Here is a 24,562-nt window from a genome sequence, read left to right as displayed (position 1 = left end):
TGTCAGGTCACTCGGCCGCCATAGGCTGGCTGGCGTTGCGGATCGCCTCCCACACCCGCTGGGGCGTGGCGGGCATGGTAAGGTCGCGGATGCCGAGCGCATCCGTGATGGCGTTGATGACGGCCGGGGGCGAACCGATGGCACCGGCCTCGCCGCAGCCCTTCATGCCGAGCGGGTTGCCCGGGCAGATGGTCTCGGCTGTCAGCAGCGTGTAGGACGGCACGTCATCGGCGCGCGGCATGGCATAGTCCATGAAAGAGCCGGTCAGAAGCTGGCCGCCCTCGTCATAGGCCGCATTTTCCAGCAGTGCCTGGCCGATGCCCTGCGTCAACCCGCCATGCACCTGGCCTTCCACGATCATCGGATTGATGATCTTGCCGAAATCATCGGCGGCTACGAAGTTGATGATGGCGGTCTTGCCGGTTTCCGGATCGATTTCCACCTCGCAGACATAGGTGCCGGCCGGGAAGGTGAAGTTGGTCGGATCGTAGAAGGCCCCTTCCTTCAGCCCCGGTTCCATGCCGGCCGGCAGATTGTGGGCGGTATAGGCCGCCAGCGCCACCTGGAAGAACGGCAGGGACTTGTCCGTGCCCGCCACCTTCAGCTCGCCGCCTTCAAACACCACGTCGCCTTCTGCCGCTTCCATCAGATGGGCGGCGATCTTCTTGGCCTTGGCCTCCACCTTGTCCAGCGCCTTGACGATGGCCGACATGCCGACCGCGCCGGAGCGCGAGCCATAGGTGCCCATGCCGAACTGCACCTTGTCTGTGTCGCCATGGACGATGGACACGGTGTCCGTATCAACGCCGAAGCGCTCTGCGACGAGCTGGGCAAAGGTGGTTTCGTGGCCCTGACCGTGGCTGTGCGAGCCGGTGAGCACCTCGATGGTGCCGACCGGATTGACCCGCACTTCCGCCGATTCCCACAGGCCGACACCTGCGCCCAGCGAGCCGACAGCCGCTGACGGGGCGATGCCGCAGGCTTCGATGTAGCAGGACAGGCCGATGCCGCGCAGCTTGCCCTTGCGGGCCGCTTCCGCCTTGCGGGCCGGGAAGCCTGCGTAGTCGATGGCCTTCAACGCGGCATCCAGCGTCGCGTCATAGTCGCCCGCGTCATAGCACATGATGACGGGCGTCTGGTGCGGGAAGCTGCGGATGAAGTTGCGGCGGCGGAACTCGGCCGGGTCGAGCCCGACCTCGCGGGCGGCCGTCTCCATCATGCGCTCGATCAGATAGGTGGCCTCCGGACGGCCTGCACCACGATAGGCATCGACCGGCGTGGTGTTGGTATAGACGGCCTTCACGTTGCAGTGGATGGCCGGGATATCATACTGGCCGGAGAGCAGCGTCGCGTAGAGATAGGTCGGCACGGAGGAGGAGAACAGCGACATATAGGCGCCAAGGTTCGCCACCGTGCTGACCCTGAGGCCGATGACCTTGTGATTGGCATCAAGCGCCATCTCCGCATGGGAGCGGTGGTCGCGGCCATGGGCGTCGGTGAGGAACGCTTCCGTGCGGTCGCAGACCCACTTCACCGGACGGCCGGTGCGCTTGGAGGCCCACAGGCAGACCATCTCTTCCGGGTAGATGTAGATCTTGGAGCCGAAGCCGCCGCCCACATCCGGTGCGATCACGCGCAGCTTGTGCTCGGGTGCGATGTTGTAGAAGGCGGAGAGCACCAGACGCGCCACATGCGGGTTCTGCGAGGTGGTGTGCAGGGTGAAATGCTCTTCGGCTGTGTCATAGTCGGCGAGCGCGGCGCGCGGCTCCATCGGGTTGGGCACCAGCCGGTTGTTGGTGATGTCCATCCGCGTCACATGGGCGGCCTTCTCGAAGGCGGCATTGGTGGCGGCTTCATCGCCGATCACCCAGTCATAGATCAGATTGCCCGGCGCTTCCGGATGCAGCTGCGGCGCGCCCGGTTCAAGGGCGGCCACCGGATCGATCACCACCGGCAGTTCCTCGTAGGACACGAGAACCGCCTCGGCCGCATCGCGGGCCTGGCCCAGCGTTTCGGCGATGACAACGGCCACCGCCTGACCGGCATAGCGCACGGTCTCCGGCTCCAGCGCCCGCCAGGCGCCCATCTTCATCGGGCTGCCGTCGCGCGAGTGGATCATCCAGCCGCAGATCAGGTTGCCGACGCCATCCCCCACCAGCTGCTCGCCGGTCAGAACCGCCTCGACACCTTCCATCTCCAGCGCGGCGCTGGCGTCGATGCCGGTGATGCGGGCGTGTGCGTGGGGCGACCGCACGAAGGCCGCATAGGTCATGCGCGGCGCGGTCAGGTCATCGGTGTACCGGCCCTTGCCGGTGATGAAACGCTTGTCTTCCTTGCGCAGCGCACGTGCGCCAATGCCTTGAACTCCCATGGCATAACTCCCTCAGACAGGTTTCCTGCAAGGCCTTTGCCCGCAGGCCGTTTCCTTGTTCCGCAGTGCCGGACGCCGCCTCCTCACGGCATCTTGTCCGGCCTTGCGGCTTGTCATGTGCCGTGCAGGTTTCGCGTCCGCACGGATGGGGATGCTCTGCGGCGCCTTGAAAGGCTCAAGCGCCGCGCGGGCCTGGATCTATTCTGCGGCGGCCCGCAGGCCGGCCATCTGGTCGGCGGCCGCCTTGATGGCCTTGACGATGTTGTGATAGCCGGTGCAGCGGCAGATGTTGCCTTCCAGCTCGTGGCGGATGGTGGCCTCATCCAGATTTGCGCCATGCCGCTCGATCATGTCCACGGCGGCCATGATCATGCCGGGAGTGCAGAAACCGCACTGCAGGCCGTGATGCTCGCGGAAGGCCGCCTGCACGGGATGCAGCTCCGCACCATTGGCAAGGCCTTCGATGGTGGTCACCGTGGCCCCTTCCGCCTGTGCGGCCAGCATGGTGCAGGACTTCACGGCCTTGCCGTTCACATGCACCACGCAGGCCCCGCATTGGGACGTGTCGCAGCCCACATGGGTGCCGGTCAGGCCCTGCGCCTCGCGCAGGTAGTGAACGAGCAGGGTCCGGTCCTCGACAGCGGCCGAGACCTTCTTGCCGTTCACGGTCATTGACACTTTTGCCATTCATACCTCCCTCAATTGGTCCCGCTCTCTGGTCGCGTCACCAGCGGGCTAAAAGATGCTCTGCTCCTTACCTGCTCATGATGGCGAGGATGACGATGATCGCCGCCAGTGCGGCGAGACCCCAGACCACCGGCCCGCCAAAACTTCCCTTCACCGCCGCAGCTTCGACTGTCTCCTCAGCCTCATGCACGGCGTGTCCGATCGTTTTCTCCACGTCCTCAACCGCATGGACAACGGCGTCGCCCGCCTGTTCCATCGCAATCGACCGGGCTTGTTCCAGCGTGCCAGCGTCCGGCTCGCCGTCTTCGGCCGTTCCGGTGGCAGCCGCGTTTCCGGCAACCATCTGCGAGAAATTGCCGAAGAACTCGTCGGCCATCTTGCGGGCGGTGCTGTCGATCAGGCGGCTGCCCAGCTGGGCCAGCTTGCCGCCCACCTGTGCCTTCACGGTGTAGGTGAGAATGGTGTCCCCGCCGTCTTCGGCAAGGTGCACATCGGCGGAACCCTTTGCAAAACCCGCAACGCCACCCTTGCCTTCTCCGGCGATGGTGTAGCTTTCCGGCGGGTTGAGATTTTCAAGCGTGACCGCGCCCTGGAATTTTGCCTTCACGGGGCCGATCTTGGCGGTGACGGCGGCCGTCATTTCCGTCGGCGAGGTCATCTCCAGGCTCTCGCAGCCGGGAATGCATGCTTTCAGCACGTCCGGATCGTTCAGGGCATTCCAGACATCGGTTCGCGGTGCCGGAATGCGGTACTCCCCTGTCATGTCCATTGCGTTTCGTGCCTCTCTCTCCTCGGGTGCAGGTTTGCTGCGGCTCTGGTGCTTGTGGCGGCTCACCGTCCGCTTGCCGTCCGCAGCCTGCCCGTCCCATAATGGCTCTTGTCTTGCGTCCTCCCAAGGGTGCCGGACTGGAAGGCAGCTGGCAAGCCCATGGAGAAAAAGAAGAAAGATTGCAGCCAGAGCCTGGCAGATGTCACCGTCGCGCGCCTTGTCCACCCATCGGCGTCTTGCGCCCCTCCCAGAGCTGCCGGGCTGCGTCCTGCCCGGCAAGGATCTGGAGTGTGCGCTGCTCCTGCGTAAGGGAAAAGACCTGTGCGGCAATAAAGCTGGCCTGATCTGTCGCAGATTTGAGACAGGTAGGGGGATCAGCCGTCGAGGCCGAACTGGCTCATCTTGCGGTACATGGTGGCCCGGCTGATGCCGAGGTCCCGGGCGGCGGCCGAGACATTGCCTTTTGCCCTGGCAAGGGCGCGCCGCAGGGCGGCTTTTTCTGCCGCGCGTGGATCTTCCTCCGCTGCCGTGCCGAGATGGGTGGCTGCGCCGGGGGCAGAGGCAATGATGGCGTCGGTCAGGCCCAGCATCTTGCGGGCATGGCGCGTTGCGCCGGCGATCACATCATCCGGGGCCAGCGCCAGAAGAGACACGCCGCCCTGTCCATGCCCCTTGGCAACGACGATGCGGCACTCCGGAAAAGCGGCGCGAAAAAGGTCGCTTTCCACCGCACGCGCACTTTCGTTCACCACCATGGCCAGCACCTGGGCAAATGCGAGGGAGAAATCCCGGCGGCAGCTCGAAATGTCCAGCACCGCCGCCAGTTGCCCCGTGTGATCGAAGATCGGGGCGGCAATGCAGCTTATTTCCGTGTTGATGACCCGGAAATGCTGATCCTGATGCACGATCACCGGGCGTTTTTCGATGGCGCAGGTGCCGATGCCGTTGGTGCCCTGCTGCGCCTCGCTCCACACGCCGCCCGCCGTCAGGCCCCAGCGGGCAAATTCGCTCTGATCTCCCGCCGCCTCGCGGGTTTCCAGCACAAGGCCATCCTTGTCACTCAGCAGGATGCTGCAGCCGCTTGGGGCAAGCGTTGCATTCAGCCTGTCGAGGGCAGGAACAGCGATTTCGAGCAGGGACCCCATCCGGTCGCGCGCTTGCGCAAGGGCGTATTCTTCCACCCGCACCGCAGGCCGGTCCAGATTGGGATCAAGGCCATGATACAGCATCGAACGGCGCCAGGAGGCCGCCACCAGAGAATGAGCTGCGCAGCCGTTGTTCTCGACGGTCTCCCGCACCCGGTCTGCGTGCTTGCGCGTCGCATCATGAGAACCTGGCAGCATCTAATTCCCCCAATACATGATGCATCACTCACCCTGTACGGGTACAGCCGACCAAATTCGCACCAGCTTGTCAAAGTAATTTCTGTAGAAATTTCAATTGCAAGTCCAGAAAGCTGTGTCCCCTAGGGCAGTTTTCGCGGGGCGCATAAATCAAGGCTAGCCGATTGACCGCAGGCCCGCTCCGCCCTAATGGCTGAGACAACACCGTGTTATCGAGACTTCCGGAAAGTTTTGCCCGTGGCCCAGGCCCCTCAGATCCCGCAAAAGCCCGCCGCCGCCGCTGAAACCGGCCATGCCTCCCTGCCCGAGCGCGGAGCGGCCGCTTCTGCTGCCACCCGCCCGGGCCTGCCGCCTGCGGCCCGCTGGCCGGTGATCCTGGAAACCGCCGGGTGGAAGGATTATGCCCTGCTGGACATGGGGCGCGGGCAGAAGCTGGAGCGCTATGGCCGCTTCACCGTTGTCCGGCCCGAACCGCAGGCCATGGGCCTGCCGCAGCTGAAGCAGTCGGTCTGGGACCGGGCCGATGCGGTCTTCACCGGTGATGTGGACGAGGAAGGCCCCGGCCGCTGGAAATTCGCCGGCAGTGTGCCCGAGACCTGGGAAATGGCCTATGGGCCGGCGCGTTACTTCGGCCGCTTCATGTCCTTCCGCCATGTGGGCGTGTTCCCCGAGCAGGCTCCGCATTGGGACTGGGTGATGAACAAGGTGCGCGAGGCGCGCGCCGCCGAACCCAGCCGTCAGGTCAAGGTGCTGAACCTCTTCGGCTACACCGGCCTTGCCTCGCTGCTGCCCGCTGCCGCTGGCGCCCATGTCACCCATGTGGACGCCTCCAAGAAGGCGATCGCCTACGCCCGCGAAAATCAGGATCTGTCCGGCCTCGGCGATCTGCCCATCCGCTGGATCCTGGAAGACGCCAGCAAGTTCGTCGCCCGCGAAGTGCGGCGCGGCAGCACCTATGACGGCATCATCCTCGATCCGCCGAAATATGGCCGCGGCCCCAAGGGCGAGGTGTGGGACCTTTTCGTCAACCTGCCGGAAATGCTGGACATGTTGCGCCAGCTGCTGTCTCCCAACGCGCTCTTCATGATCCTGACGGCCTATGCCATCCGCGCCTCATTCCTGTCGGTGCATGAACTGATGGCCGAAACCCTGTCGAAGCAGGGCGGCCTGCTGGAATCCGGCGAGCTTGTCATCCGTGAGGAGAAGGGCGACCGATGCCTGTCCACATCCCTCTTTTCCCGCTGGAGCGGCGCATGAGCGAGCAAAGACCCCGCATGGGGGCGGTGAAGCAGATCACCAGCCATTCCAACCCGGTCATCAAGGAGATCAAGGGCCTCGTCGCGCTGCGCAAGCACCGCACGCAGTCCGGCCTCTTCGTGGCGGAAGGGCTGAAGCTGGCGACGGATGCGCTCGATGCCGGCTGGACCTTGCGTTATCTGGCGCTGGGGCCGGAAGCGCGGGACAATCCGATCGCCCAGAAGGCAGCCGCCACGGCCAAGTCGCGCGGCGCGCTGATCCTGGAGGTGAACACGCCCATTCTGGAGGCGATCACCCGCAAGGAAAACCCGCAGATGGTGGTTGGCGTCTACGAGCAGCAGCTGACACCGCTGGAGCGCATCGACCCGGCCCAGTCCACCGTCTGGATTGCCCTCGACCGGGTGCGCGATCCAGGCAATCTGGGCACGATCATCCGCACGGCGGACGCAGTTGGAGCTTCCGGCGTCATCCTCATCGGCGACTGCACCGACCCCTTCGCGGTGGAAGCTGTGCGCGCCACCATGGGCTCGCTGTTCCATGTGCCGCTGGTCAAGACCTCTGCGGACGCCTTCAAGGCGGTGATGGCGAAGTGGCCGGGCACGGTGGCGGGCACCCACCTTGCCGGTTCCGTCGATTACCGCACGGTGGACTACCGGGAGCCGGCGCTGCTCGTGATGGGCAACGAGCAGCAAGGCCTGTCCGATGATCTGGCTGCCGCCTGCAAGACGCTGGTGCGCATTCCGCAGGCCGGGCAGGCGGACAGCCTCAATCTGGCGGTTGCCACCGGCATCACGCTTTACGAAATCCGCCGCAAGCAGTTGAGCCTCTGAACCCCAGGGAGAGACGCCATGCGCCTGTTCATCTTCGGAGTTGGCTATTCCTCGAAGGCTTTTGTGGAGCGCATCCGGCACCGCTGCAGCTGGATCGGCGGCACCACGCGCTCGCAGGCCAAGGCGGAGCAACTGAAGGTGCTGGGTGTCGAGCCCTTTCTGTTTGACGGCACGCAGCCGGGCAAGGGCATTCGTGAGGCACTGGCCGGGGCGACCCACGTGCTGCAGTCGATTGCGCCGGATGAGGCAGGCGATCCGGTGCTGATGCATCACGGCGCGGATGTTGCCGCAGGGCGCCCGCAGTGGATTGGCTATCTCTCCACCGTCGGCGTCTACGGCGACCATGATGGCGCCTGGGTGGACGAAGACACGCCCTGCCGCCCGGTGTCGCGCCGCTCGGTGCAGCGGGTGGAGGCTGAAACCGCCTGGCTGGAGTTTGCCGCGAAGGAGGATCTGCCGGTACAGATCTTCCGTCTGTCCGGCATCTATGGACCGGGCCGCAATGCGCTCGTCAACCTGCGCAATGGCACGGCGCGGCGCCTGGTCAAGCCGGGTCAGGTGTTCAACCGCATCCGGGTCGAGGATATTGCCGGCGCGTTGGAAGCGTCCCTCGCAGAGCCGAAAACCCGGATTTACAATGTAACCGATGATGAGCCTGCACCGCCGCAGGATGTCGTGACCTATGCCGCCCGGATTTTGGGGATGCAACCGCCTCCGGAACAAGATTTTGAAACAGCGGAACTTTCGCCGATGGCACGCTCCTTTTACGGCGAGAACAAGCGTGTCTCAAATGCGCGGATCAAAAGAGAATTGGGATTTGAATTTTCATACGCAAACTACCGGAAGTCGCTGGACCAATTGATAGAGAATTAAGCACTGTTATATCTGTCAATATACAACCCTCAAAGATTGCAGAGAATTTCCGGCGGATTGACTTCAGATTGAATATTGTTGACCGGATATGCTCTTAATTTGGTCGATGTGACCTTTAATTGCGCAGTTTCACTCATTCTTAACTGGCTTATTTCAGCCTTGTGCATGTAAAAAGCACGAGGCTCATCATGAAGAATGTCTGCGCCGCTTCGATTCTTGGTTTGCTTGCAATGGGGTTGCACTCCGCTGCTCTGGCCCAGCCATCCGCTCCCGATCCTGCGGCCCTGATCACCCCGGCCGTGATTGAGAGCATACGCGCGGAACTGGACAATCCCATTGTGCCGCTGTCGATCAAGGCCCAGAACCAGAAGCGCGGCACGATCTCGCAAGCGGAGATCGATGCGCTGGACAAACAGTGGGTGGATGAACGCAAGGCGAGCGACAAGCCTCTGATCGCGGCCACACTGTCGGCGCCGCTGTCCACCTATCTGCTGCGCATGCAGGCCGGAAGCCTGGGCCTCTATGCCGAGATTTTCGTGATGGATGCCAATGGGCTGAATGTCGGCCAGAGCAGCATCACCAGCGACTACTGGCAGGGTGATGAGGCCAAGTTTCAGAAGACATTCCCCTTCGGCGCCGATGCCGTCTTCATCGACAAGGCCGAATGGGATGAAGACCTGAAGGTCTGGCTCTCCCAGCTGAACATCACGATCGCCGATCCCGAAAGCGGAAAGCCCATCGGTGCTGCCACCATCGAAATCAACCTGACCGAGCTTGAGCGCCGTTCAGGCGCCGGAAGCTGACGGGAGGCCAAAGATGCTCAAGAATCTGTCTGTTGCCCAGAAGGGCATTGCCGCCTTCGCCGGGTTGTCGCTGATCAGCGTCGCGGCGGGTCTGACCACCTATTACAAGACCGTCGCTGCCGCCGACGCGGTGACTGACATATCACGGCACTATCTGGTTGCCACGCAGATCGACGATCTTGAGGTCTCCGTGATTCAGGAGAACCTTGAGCTGAAAGTCTTCCTGCTGACGGGAGACCGTGAAGCGCTTGCCCGGGCCCAGGCGATGGGAGAGGAGGTCAAGGGGCTGCTCGCCACGCTTGGCAGCAGTGTGGCGGATGTTTCTCCATCCGATGCCGGTCTGGTATCTGAAATTGCAACGACGCTGAATGCCTGGCAGGTGCAGTTTGTCGATGCGCAGATCCAGAACATGCGTACGCCCGAGACGGTGGATCTCGCCCGGGCGATGGAACTGTCGGGTGAAGGCAACGGTCTTCAGGCCAAGGCCACTGAGGCCATCCGTGCGCTGGAAGATGCAATCGACACGAAGATCGAGCAGCTGGCGGAAGTCGAGAAGGAAGCCCTGTCCGCTGCCCGCACAATCGCACTGGGCAGCGCGGGCCTGATGCTGCTCTTTGCCATGCTTTTCGGGTTCCTGAACTTCCGGCTGGTTTCGCAGCCGTTGAAGACCCTGTCCGGAGTGCTCGGGCGTCTTGCCAGTGGTGATCTGAACGCACAGGCGAACCTGGGCGGCCGGCGCGACGAGATTGGCGACATGGCCAGTGCCATGGAAGTTTTCCGCGAGAACATGTTGCGGACCCGTGAGCTTGAAGCGGCTGGCGAGCGTCAGCGTACCGAGGCTGAAGCAGCGCGCAAGCGTGGCATGGATGAAGTCGCCAGTTCATTCGAGACGGCCGTCCTCACCATCTCCGACGAGATGATCGGCGGACTGACGAACCTCAAGGGCACGGCCTCCTCTCTGGCGACCATCGCCAGCGAGACCAACCGCCAGGCTTCTTCCGTCGCCGAGGCGTCCCAGCACACGACGAACAACGTCAACACGGTTGCCAGCGCCACGGAGGAACTTTCCGCCTCCATCGCCGAGATCAACGAGCAGGTCCACTCCGCCTCGAAGGTGGCCGCGAAGGCCGAAACCGAGGTGGACCGGTCCAATCAGGCGGTGGGCAAGCTGCAGGATGTGGTGGTGCGCATCGGCGATGTGACGCGTCTCATCAATGACATCGCCAACCAGACCAACCTGCTGGCCTTGAACGCCACCATCGAGGCAGCCCGTGCGGGTGAGGCAGGCCGCGGATTTGCCGTCGTCGCCAGCGAAGTGAAGGCGCTGGCGGAGCAGACCGCCAAGGCGACGGAAGAAATCGACACCCAGATCTCCGAAATGCGCGTGGCAGCATCCGAGTCCATTGAAGCGACGGCCGCCGTGGCTGAAATGGTGAAGCTGATTTCCGAACGCACCACAGCCATGGCAGCGGCGACCGAGCAGCAGAATGCGGCGACCAATGAAATTGCCCGCAACGTGTCTCAGGCGGCCAGCAGCACCCATGGCGTGACGGACTCCATCGGCACTGTGAGCAATTCGGCGCAGCAGACCGGGGTTATCAGTGAGGACATGCGCCGGGCCATCGAGGAGTTGCATGACCGGTCTGCCCGCATGCGGCAGGCGATGACGGACTTCCTCAACCAGGTGCGCGTTGCCTGAGGCCAGGATGAAGCAGATCAGGACCGGGCCGGGAGGCCCGGTCCCTTTCATTTTGGCACCGGAGTTTTTCACTTGGTGCAGGCAATCAATGTTGATTGCCTTTTAATTGAAAATTGTAATATCTATGCGCGTAAAATTGACAGGTTCACCTTGTAATTAGCCGTGACGATCCATAAAATTGACTAAAATTCTAAACAAATCTAGTCGAGGGATGGGTCTTTCCCAGGCGGATGTTTCGGGGTGGACATCCTCCGGCCGTTATAATCTGCGTGTCCGGGCGCTGATTTTATATGGAGGGGCGATCACTCTTGCCATCAGCGCCGCGTGGTCGGCTTTTTATGCCGGTTACGGAGTTCTGTTCCACTCGTTCTGGACTTTTTTAGCCGCCTTGTCAGGCGCGGTCACGATGTTCCTGGCATGGCGCTACCGGCTCAGGGAGGCAGCTATCGTCCTCTCGCATGCGGGGCTGCTGACCACCCTGATTGGATGCTTCTTTGATGTGCCGCCGGAAGGGCTGGGCCGGGCTGTACATTTCAATCTGTTTCCCATTGTCGCAGCCACCTTTCTGGTTTTCAGCCATGAGGGGATCTATCTGCGGGTGCTGCTGCCGCTCTTCGGTGTGTTGTCGTTTCTGATCGTCTCGCTGGGTCTGGCGCCGCTGCCCCCGCACGAATTTGTCAGTCCGGTCGCCGGTCTGCCTGTTGTCATCGGGCTGCACACCATCACCGGCATTGTGGGACTATGCATTGTCGTCATCGCATTGCAGACCAGTGTGAGCGCCCGCCACGCCATGGAAGGCGAGATCCGCAAGGCAATCGCCAGGGGGGAGTTCTATCTCCAGTATCAGCCTCAGGTGGACGCAAGTGGCCGGACACTGGGCGCCGAGGCGCTGCTGCGCTGGAAGCACGGCAAAAAGGGAAATATCTCACCCGGAGCCTTCATTCCGCTGGCCGAGGAAACCGGGCTGATCATTCCCATTGGGGAATGGGTGCTGCGCACGGCCTGCGCCCAGCTCGCCGCCTGGGCTGCTTCGCCGCTGACGGCGCAACTGACCGTGTCCGTCAATGTCAGCGCATCCCAGTTCCGCCAGCCGGATTTCGTCGAGCAGGTGCGCAGTATCGTGCGGCTGAGCGGCGCACGCCCGGAGCTTTTGAAGCTGGAACTGACAGAAAGCGCCCTTGCCGAGGATGCTGAGATTGTCGGCAGCAAGATGCAGGCCCTCAAGGAGCAGGGCATCAGCTGGTCGCTGGATGACTTCGGCACCGGCTACTCCTCGCTCAGCTCCCTGAAGCAGCTGCCGTTTGACCAGCTGAAGATCGACCAGTCCTTCGTCCGTGACCTCCTGAACGATGACCGCAACCTGGCGATTGTCAGCACCATCCTTCAGCTTGGCCAGAGCCTGGGGCTGGAGATCATTGCCGAAGGCGTGGAAACGCAGGCGCAGTTTGACCTGCTGCAGGCGGCCGGATGTTCCAGTTTCCAGGGCTATCTGTTCAGCCGCCCGGTTTCCGCAGCCAGTCTTGCGGATTTCGTCGAGCAAGGCCCCGCCGGTCTGCGCGCAACCGCGCCGGATTTTGCACCTATGCGCGCGGCTGAACTCGCCACCACTTGACATTGCTCTTCCCAGGGCCCATCTGTGTAGCCGTGCAGCAATGCCGCAGCCTGCTAGAGGATGCGGAGAAGAGGCCGTTAGGCTTCTGTTAACCACGCAAGTGTGAAGCTGACACAAGGCAGCCACCAGTCATTCCTGACAAGAGGTGGCGATCCTCCAATGACAACTGTCATCGAGCCGTCGAAAAAGCCAGCTATAGAGCTGGCCGATGACCTATGATGTGACGTAAAGAAAGAAGAAAAAATGGACCACGGAAATGTAAAGTGGTTCGACATGCACCGGGGAATTGGTGCGATCGAACCTCAGGAAGGGGACGATGTCCTCGTTGATCTGGCGAGCCTGCGCCGTTCCGGCATCGGCAGCCTGCATGAAGGCCAGCTTGTTGCCTTCGACATGGCCTTCCGCGCCGGCCGCAGCATGGCCGAACATGTGAAAGTGCTGTAAGCCGCCGCATTCCTGCGGCTTGCAGCTTGTTCCTTGCCCTCGCGTTTTTGCCTGTGGATGGATGACGTTTCTGGAAGACGGACTGATGCAACGTTCGCCCGGAAATGCCTGCAGGATTACCATCAGAAACGCGCAAGGCTCTCCCGGCGGTCTCACCGGCCGCCGCCAAACCTCTCCCTGTCAAATCGGCAGAACGTGGGTGTCCTTGACATCCTCCATCACCGCGTAGGTGTGCGTTTCACGTACGCCCGGCAGGTTCAGGATCACCTCTGCCAGAAACTGCCGGTAGTGGGTCATGTCGCGCACGCGGCTTTTGATGAGATAATCAAAGCCGCCTGCGACCATGTGGCATTCCAGCACTTCGGCCGAGCGGGCCACCGCTGACGCAAAGGCGTCGAAGACGTCCGCCGTCGTCTTGTCCAGCTTCACCTCCACGAACACCAGCAGCCCGAGATTGAGCTTCTGCGGGTTCAGCTCTGCGGTGAAGCGCAGGATGTAGCCCTCGCGGATCAGCCGTTTCATCCGCTCGGACGTGGCGGTGGCGGACAGGCCGATCTTCTCGGCCAGATCCGTGTTGGTGATCCGCCCATCCTCCTGCAGCGCGCCCAGGATTTTGCGGTCGATCCGGTCAAGGTCCGGAATATTCTCCATCAAGAGGCCTCATTTCCAGAAAATATCAGGTTTCATAGCCTGTCTTTGGCGAAAACCAAAGCAGGATTGCGGGTAATCTGGCGGAAAGCCCTGTTGCACCCTGCGCCTGCCGGAGATCCGATCTTGAAGCCTGCGTCTGCCCCGCTTGCCCCTGCTCTCACCGCTTCCCCTTTCCGCGCGGAATTCGCCCCCGATGATGGCGCACTGGTGCGCCGCATGCTGGCGGAAACCCGCCTTGCTGCTGATGCGGAAGCGCGGATCGACGCCAAGGCCACAGCCTATATCGAAGAGATGCGCGGCGCCCGTTCGGGCCTTGGCGGCGTCGAAGACTTCATGCGGGAGTTCGGCCTGACCACTCGCGAGGGCCTTGCCATGATGGTGCTGGCCGAGGCGCTGCTGCGCGTGCCGGATGCGGCCACCGCCGACAAACTGATCGAGGACAAGCTGGCCGCAGCCAAATTCGGCGAGGGGGAAGGGCGCAAGTCCGACACCTGGCTTGTGTCCGCTTCCTCCTGGGCGCTCGGCGTCACCTCGCGGCTGCTGCATCCGGGCGACACGCCGGACAGCATCCTCACCAGTCTCGTGCGCCGCATCGGCATGCCGGCCGTGCGCACGGCGACGCGGCAGGCGATGCGCCTTCTCGGCCACCAGTTCGTGCTGGGCGAAACCATCGAGGATGCGCTGAAGCGGGCCAAGGTTCTGGAGCCGAAGGGCTACCGGTTCTCCTATGACATGCTGGGGGAAGGTGCGCGCACGCAGGCCGATGCGGAACGCTATTTCCGCTCCTATGCCGCCGCCATCGAGGCCATCGGCAAGGCCGCCGGGTCCCGTCCCCTGCCGGACCGGCCGGGCATTTCCGTCAAGCTGTCGGCACTGCATCCGCGCTATGAGGCGGTGAAGGAAGAGCGGGTGATGGCCGAGTTGCTGCCCCGCGTGCTGGACCTTGCCCGCATGGCCCGCGCCCATGATCTCAACTTCACCATCGACGCGGAGGAGGCCGACCGGCTGGAACTGTCGCTGGACCTCATCGCCCGGATCGTGGCCGATCCGGTGCTGGAGGGCTGGAATGGTTTCGGCCTTGCGGTGCAGGCCTATCAGAAGCGCGGACAGGAGGTCATTAGCTGGCTTATTGATCTGGCGCGCCTTCACAACCGGCGCCTGATGGTGCGGCTCGTCAAGGGCGCCTATTGGGATACGGAGATCAAGCGGGCGCAGGAGCGGGGGCTCGCAGACTATCCCGTCTTCAGCCGCAAGGCCGCGACGGACCTGTCCTATCTCGCCTGCGCCCGCCGTCTGCTGGCCGCGCGCGATGTCATCTATCCGCAGTTCGCCACCCACAATGCGCTCACTGTCGCCCAGATCCAGGAGATGGCGGGCAAGCCGGAAGGCTTCGAGTTCCAGCGCCTGCATGGCATGGGCGAAAGCCTCTACAAGGCCGTGGTGGAGCGCGATGGCTATCCCTGCCGCATCTATGCGCCCGTCGGCGGTCACAAGGACCTCTTGGCCTATCTGGTGCGCCGCCTGCTGGAAAACGGCGCCAATTCCTCCTTCGTCTCCATCGTCGGGGACGCCAGCATTCCCGCAGCAGAGCTGTTGAAGCGCCCGGCGGAGCTGCTGGAAGGCGGTGAGCGCGCCCGCAACCGCTCCATCGCGCTGCCCGCCGATCTCTATGCCCCCACCCGCCGCAATGCCGGCGGGCTGGAGCTGGGCGTGGAGGCCGAGCGCAATGCGCTGCTTTCCGGAATGGCGCGCCAGAGCTTCCCGGCCGTCACCGCCCGCCCGCTGGTGCCGGGCCATGAGGTGGCCGCCCACCCGCGTGCCCTGCTGTCCCCCATCGACGGCAGTCTTGTGGCCGGTGAAGTTGCCGAGGCTGATGCCAAGCTGGCAGCGGCGGCTATGGAGGTTGCGGCCAAGGGCTTTGAAAGCTGGTCCCGCACGCCGGTGGAAGACCGCGCCGCTGCCCTCGACCGGATGGCGGATCTGATGGAAGAAAACCGCGACCGGCTGATGGCGCTGCTGGCCGCCGAAGCCGGCAAGACGCTGACGGATGGCATTGCCGAAATCCGCGAGGCGGTGGATTTCTGCCGCTATTATGCTGCCGAGGCACGTGGGCTCTTCGGCGAAGGCCGCCTGATGCCCGGCCCGACGGGCGAGGAAAACCGCTACCGCCTGCGCGGGCGCGGCGTCTTCGTCTGCATTTCGCCCTGGAACTTCCCGCTCGCCATTTTCCTCGGGCAGGTGGCCGCCGCGCTTGTCGCGGGCAATGCGGTGGTGGCCAAGCCCGCCGAACAGACGCCGCTGATTGCCCATGAGGCGGTGCGCCTGTTCCATGCTGCCGGTGTGCCGGAAACCGCGCTGCTCTATGTGCCGGGCGACGGCGCAGTGGGCGCAGCGCTGACCTCCCATCCGCAGGTGGCAGGCGTAGCCTTCACCGGTTCGACCGAAACCGCCTGGGCCATCAACAGCGCCCTCGCCACCCGTCGCGGGCCCATCGTGCCGCTGATTGCGGAAACCGGCGGCATCAATGCCATGCTGGTGGATGCCACCGCCCTGCCGGAACAGGTCTGCGATGATGTGGTCACCTCCGCCTTCCGCTCCGCCGGGCAGCGCTGCTCGGCCCTGCGGCTCTTGTTCCTGCAGGAGGATGTGGCGGATCACCTTCTGGAGATGATCGAAGGCTCGGCGCGCGAGCTCACCCTTGGCGACCCGCGCCTTGCTGAAACCGATATCGGCCCGGTGATCGACCGCGAAGCGCGGGACAACATCCTCACCCATGTGCGGGTGATGGAATCGGCCGGGCGGCTGAAATTCTCCGGCAAGGAGCCGGACGTGACCCTCGCGGGCGGCACCTATGTGGCCCCGCAGATCATCGAGCTGGAACGGCCCGAGGACCTGACGCGCGAAGTCTTCGGCCCGGTGCTGCATGTGGTGCGCTACAAGGCGAAGGACTTCGGCGCCATGCTGGAAAAGATCGCCGCCTCCGGCTACGGCCTGACGCTTGGCGTCCATTCCCGCATTGATGCCACGGTGAAGCAGGTGGTGGACCGGCTGCCGGTGGGCAATGTCTACGTCAACCGCAACATCATCGGTGCCGTCGTCGGCACCCAACCCTTCGGCGGCGCGGGCCTCTCCGGCACCGGCCCCAAGGCCGGCGGCCCGGCCTATCTGCAGCGCTTCGCCCTCGAACAGGTCATCTCCCTCAACACCGCCGCCTCCGGCGGCAACGCCAGCCTGCTGGCCCATTCAGGGGAGTAGGGGAGCCACGTGTCTCCCGGTGAGCTTGTCTCACCGGGACGGCATAACCCTGCGGCGCACCGGCCTTTGCAGGTGTGGTGTGCCGGCATCCCGGAGCCTGCGATAACCCGCTCTCTCTGGCATTGCTGCCAATCTGCATCATAAGTATGATGAAGTATGATCATGCTGCAGGAGGTTCCGTCATGGGCGCTGTCGAACGAATGACAATCACCGTGCCGGCCGAAATGGCCGAGACATTGCGTCAGACGGTAGCGTCGGGTGAGTATGCCTCGGCCAGCGAAGTGGTCCGGGAGGCTCTTCGTGCCTGGACCCGGAGCCGGGACACGGAGCGGCAGGAACTGGAGGCCTTGCGGGAGGCGATCAAGGCAGGGCTGGACAGCGGGCCGGGCATCCCGGCGGATCAGGTGTTCGCAGAACTCCGTGCAAGATATGCGGTGAAGCCCTGATCCATGGCGCGGCTGATCATCCTGCCGGCCGCCATGGCCGATCTGATCGAGATCGGTGACTTCATCGCCCAGGACAATCCTGCCCGAGCCCTGTCCTTTGTGGCCGAAATCGAGGCCAAGATGCTTCAGGCTGCTGAACGTCCGGATAGTTTCCCTGCCCGGGACGATCTGTGCAAGGGGCTGCGTTCAGCCCGGCATGGGCGCTATCTGATTTTCTTCCTCGATGCTGGTGAGGAGGTACGGGTTGTGCGGGTTCTCCACGCCATGCGAGATCTGCCGGACCTGCTGGGTTGAGCCCTCAGGGTCAGCCATATGCAGCCGTCACCCCCTCACCCCCCGAGAAACCCTTCCAGCACGTTGACGCAGTTGGAGCCGAGGGCGTCGACGGCGTAGCCGCCTTCCATGACGAAGAGGGTGGGCTTGCCGAGGCGGGCGAGCCTGGCGCCGAGGCGCAGGAAGTCTTCCGGCACGAAGCGGAATTGCGAGATCGGGTCGTTTTCGTAGGTGTCAAGGCCGAGCGAGACGATCAGCACGTCCGGGGAATAGACCGTCAGCCAGCGGCAGGCTTCTTCCAGCGCTTCCGAGTAACGGGCCCAGTCGGTGCCGGGTGGCAGCGGCCAGTTGTGGGTGAAGCCCTTGCCGGCCTTTTCGCCCGTCTCGTCCGCATGGCCGAGGAAATAGGGGTATTCTTCCTTGGGGTCGGCGTGGATGGACAGGAACATCACGTCGGCGCGCTCGTAGAAAATCGCCTGCGTGCCGTTGCCGTGGTGATAGTCCACGTCAAGGATGGCGACGCGCGCGGTGCCCTGATCGCGCAGCCACTGGGCGGCGATGGCGGCATTGTTGAGGAAACAATAGCCGCCGAAGTAATCGGCTGCCGCATGGTGCCCCGGCGGGCGGCAGAGGGCGAAGGCGGAGCGGTCGCCTTCGCGCAGGAAGCGGGCGGCGGTCAGTGCGGAATTTGCGCTGGCCGTGGCTGCGGCCCAGGTGTGCTCGCCCAGCGGCGTGCCCGCATCAAAGGAGAAGCGGCCGAGCAGCCCGTCGATGTGGCTGGGCGTGGGGGCAGCGCGCAGCTGGCGCACGGGCCAGACGAAGGGGAAGGCCTCGCCCTGCCGCCCGGCACCGGTCCAGCGGCTCCAGAAGCTTTCGAGGAAGTCGAGATATTCGCCTGTGTGCACCCGCTCCAGCGGGGCGCGGCCAAAGTCCTGCGGCGTCCACAGGGGGCCGATCTTGCGGGCAAGGATTTCACTGCGCACCATCTCCGCCCGGCTGGGAATTTCCACGGCAGGTTTCAGCATCCCGTCCGAGATTTCCATCTTCGGGTCATGGGTCAGCTGGACGGGCGAAAAAACGGTCTTCATGCGGTGCGGCTCACGGCTGGAAGCGGAACTCGGTCACCTGACTATAGGTTGTTCCGGGCCGCAGAACAGCCCCCGCAAACTCCGTATGGTTAGGGCTGTCGGGCCAGCGCTGCGGCTCGAGGCACAGCCCGGCATGCGGGCCATAGCGGCGCCCCTCCAGCCCCTCGTAAGGCAGGCCAAGGCCGGAGGCATCATAGAACTGGACGCCCGGTTCAGTGGTCCAGAGCTCCATGGAAACGCCCGAGGTCTCGCCTTCCAGCACGGCGGCAAGGCGCAAGCTTTCCGAGGGTGTGTCCGCCACGCAGAAATTGTGGTCGTAGAGCACCCGCGCATGGTCCGCGCCGGTCTGGCGGATCGGCCGCTTGGTGCGGAAGTCAAAGACGGTGCCTGCGACGGGCAGGATCCCGCCGGTGGGGATGCAGTCTGCATCGACCGGCAGATAGCGGTCGGCAAGGATCTGCAGCCGGTGGCCGCTGATATCGCCGGAACTGTCGAGATTGAAATAGCTGTGATGGGCGAGGTTGACCAGCGTCGGCTGATCGGTCACCGCGCTCATCTCAAGGCGCAGCGTGCCGGTTTCCAGCAGCGTGTAGCGGCAGCGCAGATCCACATTGCCCGGATAGCCTTCCTCGCCATCGGGTGAGGTCAGCGTCAGAAGCAGGCTGGAGGCGGAGAGTTCGGCAATCTGCCACAGCTTCTTGTCATAGCCGGACAGGCCGCCATGCAGATGATTGCGGCCCTTCTCGTTGCAGGTGACCTGATGGGAAACGCCATCCAGCGTGAAGCGGCCGGCGGCAATGCGGTTGGCATAGCGCCCGCAGGTGCCGCCGAAATAGGCGCCGTGGGCCTGATAGTCCTCAAGCGTGTTGAGCCCGAGAACCAGCGGGCGGCCATAGAGGCGCAGATCCCGGAGGGTTGCGCCGTAGGTCAGAACGGCGGCTTCGAGGGAACCGGCCCTCAGCGTGACTTCATTGACGGTTTCACCGCCGGGAAGGGTGCCAAAGGGCCGGATCATGTTGTTGCCGTCCGTTCAGGTCAGGATCAGAGGGTCTGGTTGTAGGCGCCCACTTCCGGGTTCTCGCGCAGCACCGCATCCACAGCCTTGAACATCTCGTGCAGGCGGGCTTCGGAAGCCGGGCTCTCCACCACCACCACAAGCTCGGGCTTGTTGGAAGAGGCGCGGACGAGGCCCCAGGTGCCGTCTTCCGTGACGACGCGCACGCCGTTGACGGTGATGAGATCGGTGATGGCCTGTCCGGCCACCTTCTCACCGGCGGCCTGCATGGCCTGGAAGCGGGCAACCACCTTGTCGACGATGCCGTATTTGATCTCGTCTTCGCAATGCGGCGCCATGGTGGGCGAGCCCCAGGTCTTCGGCAGGGCACGGCGCAGGTCGGCCATGGACTTGTCCGGGTTGCGGTCCATCATGTCGAGGATGGCAATGGCCGAGACGAGGCCGTCGTCATAGCCGCGGCCGATCGGCGCGTTGAAGAAGTAGTGGCCGGACTTTTCAAAGCCGACGATGGCCCCCAGTTCCGTCACGCGGCGCTTGATGTAGGAATGGCCGGTCTTGAAGTAGTCGGTCACCGCGCCATTGGCCTTCAGCACCGGGTCGGTGTGGAACAGGCCGGTGGACTTCACGTCCACCACGAACTTGGAGTTCGGGTAGAGCGAGGAAATGTCGCGGGCGAGCATCACGCCCACCTTGTCGGCGAAGATCTCTTCGCCTTCGTTGTCCACCACGCCGCAGCGGTCGCCGTCGCCGTCAAAGCCGAGGCCAACGTCCGCACCGGTCTCCAGAACCTTGTCGCGCAGGGCATGAAGCATCTTCATGTCCTCCGGGTTCGGATTGTAGTTCGGGAAGGTGTGGTCGAGTTCGGCGTCCAGCGGAATGACTTCCGCGCCCAGCATCTCCAGAACGCGCGGGGCGAAGGCGCCGGCCGTGCCGTTGCCGCAGGCCGCCACGACCTTGATCGGGCGCTTCAGCTTGGCGCGGTCCGTCAGGCCCTTGATGTAAACGTCCGCGAAATTGTCGACATAGCGGTAGGAGCCGGAGCCCTTGGCGACAAAGGCGGAGTTCAGCACGATGTCCTTCAGGCGGCCCATCTCTTCCGGGCCGAAGGTCAGCGGGCGGTTGACGCCCATCTTCACGCCGGTCCAGCCATTGTCATTGTGCGAGGCGGTGATCATGGCAACGGCCGGCACGTCCAGCGCGAACTGGGCGAAATAGGCCATCGGCGACAGGGCAAGGCCGATGTCGTGCACGTTGATGCCCACAGCCATCAGGCCGTTGATGACCGCCATCTTGATGGAAGCGGAATAGCCGCGGAAGTCATGGCCGACGACGATATCCGGACGGATGCCGCGCTCATGCATCAGGGTGCCGATCCCCATGCCGAGGGCCTGCATGCCCATCAGGTTGATTTCCTTCTCGAACAGCCAGCGCGCGTCGTATTCGCGGAAGCCGGTGGGCTTGACCATCGGCTTGGATTCGTAGGCGTAGGTATTCGACTTCAGAAATGCTTCGGGTTTGGGAAACATGATGAACCTCGCAAAAGCTTGTGCCGGAAAAGACTAACGAAATGAGGGATGTCCGAGCGGCTGGACATTATTGAACCAGAAGCATCGTGTCACCAGAAATGTCAAATCGTTTGAACCGGCGCAGCGCTGACATGCCAAGCAGTGGTGTCGACAATGAGGCATCGGGAATGACCACTGCATCCACATCCCGAAGATAAAGAGGGCCCAGCTCCAGGGTTTCGATCTTCACCGGCGCAGCGGCGATGATGCCGTTGGCGGTGTTGACCCGGGCGGTGAAGTCCTTGTCCTCCGGTCTTATCCCGGCGCGGCGGGCGTCAGACTGGGGCAAGGCGACGAGCGTTGCGCCCGTGTCCACCATCATCTTCAACGTTCGGCCGTTGATGCGGGTTCCCGCGATGAAATGCCCGTTGGGCTCCGCCCGCAGTTTCAGGCTGCCGCCTGTGGCTTGAGCGGCTTGCTCTGCTGCGGGGGAGGGGTCTTGCGCTTGCGTCCAGCGTTCCACCAGCCCCGGCACGAAAGGCACCAGAGCTGCAAGCAGAACGAGGATGACGAGATAACGCAGCATGACCTTGCCGGACACACGGAGGATTGACGGCTGATCCTTGTCACATCCGGCTTAGCATCCGGTGAACGGGATCAGCTGCGGCTGACCTCGAGCGTTGCGGCGAGCTGGCGGATCGCGGCGGCATCGGGGGCGCTGCCCTGCGCGCCATTGGCGGTGCAGGCAAGGCTTCCGGCGGCAACGCCGAAGGCGAGCGCCGCCCCCAGTTCATCGCCCCGGTCAAGCGCCGCGGCAAAGGCGCCGCAGAAGGCATCGCCCGCGCCGGTGGTGTCCACCACACGCACCTTCGGCGTGGGCACGCTGTAAAGCGCCGTGCCGTCATGGGCGATGACGCCCCTGGCGCCCAGCGTTACGACAGCGAGCCGTGCAGAGCCAAGCCGGCCTTCGGCGACGGTGCGCACGAAGGCTTCCGGCTCGCCCGGCAGGCCGAGCTTTGCGGCGATTTCCATCGCCTCGCTCTCATTGGCGATGACGATATCGCTGAGGCTGGCCAGTTCGCTGACGGCCGGGTCTCCGGCAGGGGCTGTGTTGAGGATCACCGTTGCGCCAGCCTCGCGTGCGGCGGCGATGGCAGCGCGGATTTCAGCGGCAGGTGTTTCCATCTGCATCTGCAGGAGGGAGCCTTGGGGCAGCTTGCCCTTGAGCCAGCCGGCAGACACGCGGGCGTTGACGCCGCTGGCGACGATGATGAGGTTCTCGCCGCTGGCCTCGACGCCGATCATGGCAATGCCGGTCGCGCCATCGAGGCGGCGCACGCCGGACAGATCGACACCGGCGGCTTCCAGATTGGCAAGAGCCGGGGCGGCGAAGACATCCGTTCCCACCGCTGCGGTCATGGCCACGTCCGCTCCGGCGCGGCGGGCGGCCAGTGCCTGATTGGCGCCCTTGCCGCCGGGAAAGTTCTGATGGTCCGGCCCGGCTGCGGTTTCACCCGGCAGGGGCAGGCGCTCGACCACCGCCACGAGATCAAGATTGATGGACCCGAAGACGGTGATCATGCGGGGCTGCTCCTGCCAGTGTCTGTCTTACTTCGTGCCGTACATGCGGTCGCCCGCATCGCCAAGGCCGGGGACGATGTAGCCATGGTCGTTCAGCTTGGCATCGATGGAGGCGGTGTAGACCGGCACGTCCGGATGGGCGGCGATGAACTTGGCAACGCCTTCCGGGGCCGCCAGCAGGCAGAGGAAGCGGATGTTGTTGGCGCCGCGGGCCTTCAGTTTCTCGACAGCGGCAATGGCCGAATTGGCGGTGGCCAGCATCGGGTCGACGACGATCACAAGGCGCTCGCCCAGATCTTCCGGGGCCTTGAAGTAGTATTCCACCGGCGTCAGGGTTTCCGGGTCGCGGTAGAGGCCGACATGGGCAACGCGTGCGGAGGGCACCAGATCCAGCATGCCTTCCAGCAGGCCGTTGCCGGCGCGCAGGATCGAGGCAAAGACCAGCTTCTTGCCCGCCAGCGTCGGGGCCTGCATCTCGCAGATCGGCGTTTCGATGGTGATCTGCGTCAGCGGCAGGTCGCGGGTCACCTCATAGCACAGCAGGGTCGAGATTTCGCGCAGCAGGCGGCGGAAGCCCTGGGTGGAGGTGGCCTTGTTGCGCATGATCGTGAGCTTGTGCTGGACCAGCGGATGATCAACTACGATGGCTCCGGACATGTCTGCCTGTCTCCTGTTCTTGCGGCTTTCCGCCGATGTGTCTTCTGATGTCTCTGTCTTTTCCTATGCACCGAAGAGCGCTCAAAAAACAGTCCCGGCGGCGGCAATTTTGCCGAAGTCCTCAACAGCTGCCGGGTTTTCCCGCAAAAGCATGGCAGCAAGCGGCAAGGTGCCCGCTTCCTCGATGCAGGTCAGCGGCAGCTCTTCGGCTCCCGTTTCCAGAATGTCCCGGACCTTGTTTGCCAGCTCAAGGGTCAGCGCTCCGGCAAGGCCGCGCAGCATGGCTGCTTGCACCTGCGCTTCGCCATCCTGAAGCGAGAAGCTGAGAACACCCCCTGCCAGCATCAGCTGCACATGGTCTGCGTCCGTGGGGCCGCCGGGGCCATCAAGGTCCAGCGGCGCAATACCGGCCCAGGCCAGCGGCTCGACAAGGGAGAGCGCCAGAAACCTTGCCCGCTCATGCAGCGGCAGCAGAGGTTCGCCAGCCATGCGGCCTTCGAGCGCCGGCACGCGGACCGTATCACCCAGCGGCACGCCGTTGAGGCTTTCGGGGCCCTCCCACAGCGGCACCAGCCCTTCCATCACAAGCGCGAAAATCCGCGCAAGGCTCAAGCTGCCGTCCTCCTGCCCCTCATCGAACAGTACGTCGAACAGCCCGCCGGGCCTTGGCTCGTCATCGCGGGCAAAGAGATCGGGCCGCATGCCTGCAAGTTCCCCCAGCCGGTGCAGGCGGGCAGCGAGTGTGGCCGCATGGTCCTCATCCACCTGCAGGGCGCGGGCCAGCTCCTCCGTTTCCACCCGGATCAGCGCATGGGCATCGGCACGGATGGGATCGGCAGGCACGGCGGAGAAAAGCCCGCTGGCGAAAGCGGACAGGGTGGCTGCCGTCATGCCTTCAGCGCCTGCAAGACTCTCCCCGGTGAAAGGATCCTCGAACCGCCAGTCCGGATCCGCAGGCGGGGTCATCAGCACCGCGGTGATGGCCGCGTCAAAGGCGGCGCGGCCCATCATCCGCACATCGGGAAAGGCACGCGCACCGGCAATCATGCCCCAGCGGTCTTCTCCGCCTGCCTCTGCCAGCCGCCACAGGCTGTGCGGGGCCAGCCCGGCTTCCGGCGCCGCAGCGCGCAGGATCGAAGCCACCTGCTGAGCCAGTGGCTCCAGCTTGCCCTCATCCACACGGATGCCGGCAAGCGCAGTCTGCCTGGCAAGATCCAGCAGGCGGGCGGCACCTTCGCGCAAGGCTTGCGCAGTAAGCAGGCTGATGGCCTCGGAGGGTGTTTCGGTGGCGGCGGGCGTTGTCATCGGCTTTGCGTCCTTTCGATGGAACGCTCTGGTCTTACAGACGTTGGGCCTTCAGGTCATGCCAGATTACAGGGGAGGGGGCTGCCATGTTGCTGCCG

General features: G+C 63.9%; 22 protein-coding genes. 10 read left to right on the top strand and 12 right to left on the bottom strand.

Going from position 1 to position 24,562, the window contains the following annotated elements; all coding sequences use genetic code 11:
- Nucleotides 1-7: 7 nt before the first annotated feature.
- From AC0CMF_RS22740 to AC0CMF_RS22725, 4 genes are all read right to left on the bottom strand, one after another.
- Nucleotides 8-2,371, bottom strand: a complete 2,364-nt coding sequence (locus tag AC0CMF_RS22740) for a xanthine dehydrogenase family protein molybdopterin-binding subunit (RefSeq protein ID WP_058898054.1) — start codon at nucleotides 2,369-2,371, stop codon at nucleotides 8-10.
- A gap of 198 nt (nucleotides 2,372-2,569) precedes the next feature.
- A complete protein-coding gene (locus AC0CMF_RS22735; RefSeq protein WP_050474565.1) occupies nucleotides 2,570-3,058 on the bottom strand; it encodes a (2Fe-2S)-binding protein in 489 nt (162 codons plus the stop codon).
- Between the two features lie 67 nt (nucleotides 3,059-3,125).
- Complete coding sequence (locus tag AC0CMF_RS22730; RefSeq protein ID WP_374630243.1) at nucleotides 3,126-3,827, bottom strand: SRPBCC family protein; 702 nt, start codon at nucleotides 3,825-3,827, stop codon at nucleotides 3,126-3,128.
- A 374-nt stretch (nucleotides 3,828-4,201) separates the two neighbouring features.
- On the bottom strand, nucleotides 4,202-5,170 hold the full coding sequence (locus AC0CMF_RS22725) for a GAF domain-containing protein (RefSeq protein WP_374630244.1): 969 nt from the start codon (nucleotides 5,168-5,170) through the stop codon (nucleotides 4,202-4,204).
- 237 nt (nucleotides 5,171-5,407) lie between these two features.
- On the opposite strand from AC0CMF_RS22725, the gene AC0CMF_RS22720 reads away from it, so the two are divergent.
- The 7 genes from AC0CMF_RS22720 to AC0CMF_RS22690 all read left to right on the top strand — a co-directional run bounded on the left by AC0CMF_RS22720 (nucleotide 5,408) and on the right by AC0CMF_RS22690 (nucleotide 12,688).
- Nucleotides 5,408-6,427, top strand: a complete 1,020-nt coding sequence (locus tag AC0CMF_RS22720; RefSeq protein WP_374630245.1) for a class I SAM-dependent methyltransferase — start codon at nucleotides 5,408-5,410, stop codon at nucleotides 6,425-6,427.
- The gene (locus tag AC0CMF_RS22715; protein ID WP_374630246.1) at nucleotides 6,424-7,257 is read left to right on the top strand and encodes a TrmH family RNA methyltransferase; all 834 of its coding nucleotides are present in this window, start codon (nucleotides 6,424-6,426) and stop codon (nucleotides 7,255-7,257) included. The genes AC0CMF_RS22720 and AC0CMF_RS22715 overlap by 4 nt, the downstream gene beginning before the upstream one ends.
- A gap of 18 nt (nucleotides 7,258-7,275) precedes the next feature.
- The gene (locus tag AC0CMF_RS22710) at nucleotides 7,276-8,130 is read left to right on the top strand and encodes an SDR family oxidoreductase (protein WP_374630247.1); all 855 of its coding nucleotides are present in this window, start codon (nucleotides 7,276-7,278) and stop codon (nucleotides 8,128-8,130) included.
- 230 nt (nucleotides 8,131-8,360) lie between these two features.
- Nucleotides 8,361-8,933: a hypothetical protein gene (locus AC0CMF_RS22705; RefSeq protein ID WP_374630248.1), complete on the top strand. Its 573-nt coding sequence runs from the start codon at nucleotides 8,361-8,363 to the stop codon at nucleotides 8,931-8,933.
- A gap of 13 nt (nucleotides 8,934-8,946) precedes the next feature.
- Nucleotides 8,947-10,632 (top strand): methyl-accepting chemotaxis protein, encoded by a 1,686-nt coding sequence (locus AC0CMF_RS22700; protein WP_374630249.1) that lies wholly within the window; start codon nucleotides 8,947-8,949, stop codon nucleotides 10,630-10,632.
- Between the two features lie 406 nt (nucleotides 10,633-11,038).
- On the top strand, nucleotides 11,039-12,244 hold the full coding sequence (locus AC0CMF_RS22695) for a putative bifunctional diguanylate cyclase/phosphodiesterase (protein ID WP_374630250.1): 1,206 nt from the start codon (nucleotides 11,039-11,041) through the stop codon (nucleotides 12,242-12,244).
- 243 nt (nucleotides 12,245-12,487) lie between these two features.
- Nucleotides 12,488-12,688, top strand: a complete 201-nt coding sequence (locus tag AC0CMF_RS22690; RefSeq protein ID WP_019963447.1) for a cold-shock protein — start codon at nucleotides 12,488-12,490, stop codon at nucleotides 12,686-12,688.
- A 180-nt stretch (nucleotides 12,689-12,868) separates the two neighbouring features.
- On the opposite strand, the gene AC0CMF_RS22685 is transcribed toward AC0CMF_RS22690, so the two are convergent.
- Entirely contained in the window at nucleotides 12,869-13,339 is a 471-nt protein-coding gene (locus AC0CMF_RS22685) for an Lrp/AsnC ligand binding domain-containing protein (protein WP_019963446.1), read from the bottom strand.
- 123 nt (nucleotides 13,340-13,462) lie between these two features.
- Here AC0CMF_RS22685 and putA point away from each other — a divergent pair, with 123 nt between their 5' ends.
- From putA to AC0CMF_RS22670, 3 genes are all read left to right on the top strand, one after another.
- The gene (putA, locus tag AC0CMF_RS22680; protein ID WP_374630251.1) at nucleotides 13,463-16,594 is read left to right on the top strand and encodes a bifunctional proline dehydrogenase/L-glutamate gamma-semialdehyde dehydrogenase PutA; all 3,132 of its coding nucleotides are present in this window, start codon (nucleotides 13,463-13,465) and stop codon (nucleotides 16,592-16,594) included.
- 182 nt (nucleotides 16,595-16,776) lie between these two features.
- Nucleotides 16,777-17,040: a type II toxin-antitoxin system ParD family antitoxin gene (locus AC0CMF_RS22675; RefSeq protein WP_374630252.1), complete on the top strand. Its 264-nt coding sequence runs from the start codon at nucleotides 16,777-16,779 to the stop codon at nucleotides 17,038-17,040.
- 3 nt (nucleotides 17,041-17,043) lie between these two features.
- On the top strand, nucleotides 17,044-17,334 hold the full coding sequence (locus tag AC0CMF_RS22670) for a type II toxin-antitoxin system RelE/ParE family toxin (protein ID WP_374630254.1): 291 nt from the start codon (nucleotides 17,044-17,046) through the stop codon (nucleotides 17,332-17,334).
- Between the two features lie 35 nt (nucleotides 17,335-17,369).
- Here the strand turns inward: AC0CMF_RS22670 and AC0CMF_RS22665 are convergent, their stop codons facing one another.
- From AC0CMF_RS22665 to AC0CMF_RS22635, 7 genes are all read right to left on the bottom strand, one after another.
- Nucleotides 17,370-18,401: a histone deacetylase family protein gene (locus AC0CMF_RS22665; RefSeq protein ID WP_374630255.1), complete on the bottom strand. Its 1,032-nt coding sequence runs from the start codon at nucleotides 18,399-18,401 to the stop codon at nucleotides 17,370-17,372.
- Nucleotides 18,402-18,411: 10 nt separating this feature from the next.
- The gene (locus AC0CMF_RS22660) at nucleotides 18,412-19,416 is read right to left on the bottom strand and encodes an aldose epimerase family protein (protein WP_374630256.1); all 1,005 of its coding nucleotides are present in this window, start codon (nucleotides 19,414-19,416) and stop codon (nucleotides 18,412-18,414) included.
- A gap of 26 nt (nucleotides 19,417-19,442) precedes the next feature.
- Nucleotides 19,443-20,942 carry a phosphomannomutase/phosphoglucomutase gene (locus AC0CMF_RS22655; protein WP_374630257.1) on the bottom strand — a complete coding sequence of 500 codons (1,500 nt, stop codon included), beginning with the start codon at nucleotides 20,940-20,942 and terminating at the stop codon, nucleotides 19,443-19,445.
- Between the two features lie 67 nt (nucleotides 20,943-21,009).
- Complete coding sequence (locus AC0CMF_RS22650) at nucleotides 21,010-21,507, bottom strand: retropepsin-like aspartic protease family protein (RefSeq protein ID WP_208977320.1); 498 nt, start codon at nucleotides 21,505-21,507, stop codon at nucleotides 21,010-21,012.
- Nucleotides 21,508-21,578: 71 nt separating this feature from the next.
- The gene (locus tag AC0CMF_RS22645) at nucleotides 21,579-22,502 is read right to left on the bottom strand and encodes a ribokinase (RefSeq protein WP_374630258.1); all 924 of its coding nucleotides are present in this window, start codon (nucleotides 22,500-22,502) and stop codon (nucleotides 21,579-21,581) included.
- 27 nt (nucleotides 22,503-22,529) lie between these two features.
- On the bottom strand, nucleotides 22,530-23,159 hold the full coding sequence (gene upp / locus AC0CMF_RS22640; RefSeq protein WP_050472227.1) for a uracil phosphoribosyltransferase: 630 nt from the start codon (nucleotides 23,157-23,159) through the stop codon (nucleotides 22,530-22,532).
- 81 nt (nucleotides 23,160-23,240) lie between these two features.
- The gene (locus tag AC0CMF_RS22635; RefSeq protein ID WP_122519234.1) at nucleotides 23,241-24,464 is read right to left on the bottom strand and encodes a DUF1688 family protein; all 1,224 of its coding nucleotides are present in this window, start codon (nucleotides 24,462-24,464) and stop codon (nucleotides 23,241-23,243) included.
- Nucleotides 24,465-24,562 lie beyond the last annotated feature (98 nt).

This window comes from Pannonibacter sp. CBAS1226, assembly GCF_055685825.1.
Note: the sequence above shows the minus strand (reverse complement) of the source record. Positions and strands in the feature narration are given on the sequence as shown.

Coding starts and splice junctions, on each gene's coding strand:
- AC0CMF_RS22740 (WP_058898054.1), bottom strand. CDS start 2,371: ATGGGAGTTCAAGGCATTGGCGCACGTGCGCTGCGCAAGGAAGACAAG.
- AC0CMF_RS22735 (WP_050474565.1), bottom strand. CDS start 3,058: ATGGCAAAAGTGTCAATGACCGTGAACGGCAAGAAGGTCTCGGCCGCT.
- AC0CMF_RS22730 (WP_374630243.1), bottom strand. CDS start 3,827: ATGGACATGACAGGGGAGTACCGCATTCCGGCACCGCGAACCGATGTC.
- AC0CMF_RS22725 (WP_374630244.1), bottom strand. CDS start 5,170: ATGCTGCCAGGTTCTCATGATGCGACGCGCAAGCACGCAGACCGGGTG.
- AC0CMF_RS22715 (WP_374630246.1), top strand. CDS start 6,424: ATGAGCGAGCAAAGACCCCGCATGGGGGCGGTGAAGCAGATCACCAGC.
- AC0CMF_RS22710 (WP_374630247.1), top strand. CDS start 7,276: ATGCGCCTGTTCATCTTCGGAGTTGGCTATTCCTCGAAGGCTTTTGTG.
- AC0CMF_RS22705 (WP_374630248.1), top strand. CDS start 8,361: ATGGGGTTGCACTCCGCTGCTCTGGCCCAGCCATCCGCTCCCGATCCT.
- AC0CMF_RS22700 (WP_374630249.1), top strand. CDS start 8,947: ATGCTCAAGAATCTGTCTGTTGCCCAGAAGGGCATTGCCGCCTTCGCC.
- AC0CMF_RS22695 (WP_374630250.1), top strand. CDS start 11,039: ATGTTCCTGGCATGGCGCTACCGGCTCAGGGAGGCAGCTATCGTCCTC.
- AC0CMF_RS22690 (WP_019963447.1), top strand. CDS start 12,488: ATGGACCACGGAAATGTAAAGTGGTTCGACATGCACCGGGGAATTGGT.
- AC0CMF_RS22685 (WP_019963446.1), bottom strand. CDS start 13,339: ATGGAGAATATTCCGGACCTTGACCGGATCGACCGCAAAATCCTGGGC.
- AC0CMF_RS22675 (WP_374630252.1), top strand. CDS start 16,777: ATGGGCGCTGTCGAACGAATGACAATCACCGTGCCGGCCGAAATGGCC.
- AC0CMF_RS22670 (WP_374630254.1), top strand. CDS start 17,044: ATGGCGCGGCTGATCATCCTGCCGGCCGCCATGGCCGATCTGATCGAG.
- AC0CMF_RS22665 (WP_374630255.1), bottom strand. CDS start 18,401: ATGAAGACCGTTTTTTCGCCCGTCCAGCTGACCCATGACCCGAAGATG.
- AC0CMF_RS22660 (WP_374630256.1), bottom strand. CDS start 19,416: ATGATCCGGCCCTTTGGCACCCTTCCCGGCGGTGAAACCGTCAATGAA.
- AC0CMF_RS22655 (WP_374630257.1), bottom strand. CDS start 20,942: ATGTTTCCCAAACCCGAAGCATTTCTGAAGTCGAATACCTACGCCTAC.
- AC0CMF_RS22650 (WP_208977320.1), bottom strand. CDS start 21,507: ATGCTGCGTTATCTCGTCATCCTCGTTCTGCTTGCAGCTCTGGTGCCT.
- AC0CMF_RS22645 (WP_374630258.1), bottom strand. CDS start 22,502: ATGATCACCGTCTTCGGGTCCATCAATCTTGATCTCGTGGCGGTGGTC.
- upp (WP_050472227.1), bottom strand. CDS start 23,159: ATGTCCGGAGCCATCGTAGTTGATCATCCGCTGGTCCAGCACAAGCTC.
- AC0CMF_RS22635 (WP_122519234.1), bottom strand. CDS start 24,464: ATGACAACGCCCGCCGCCACCGAAACACCCTCCGAGGCCATCAGCCTG.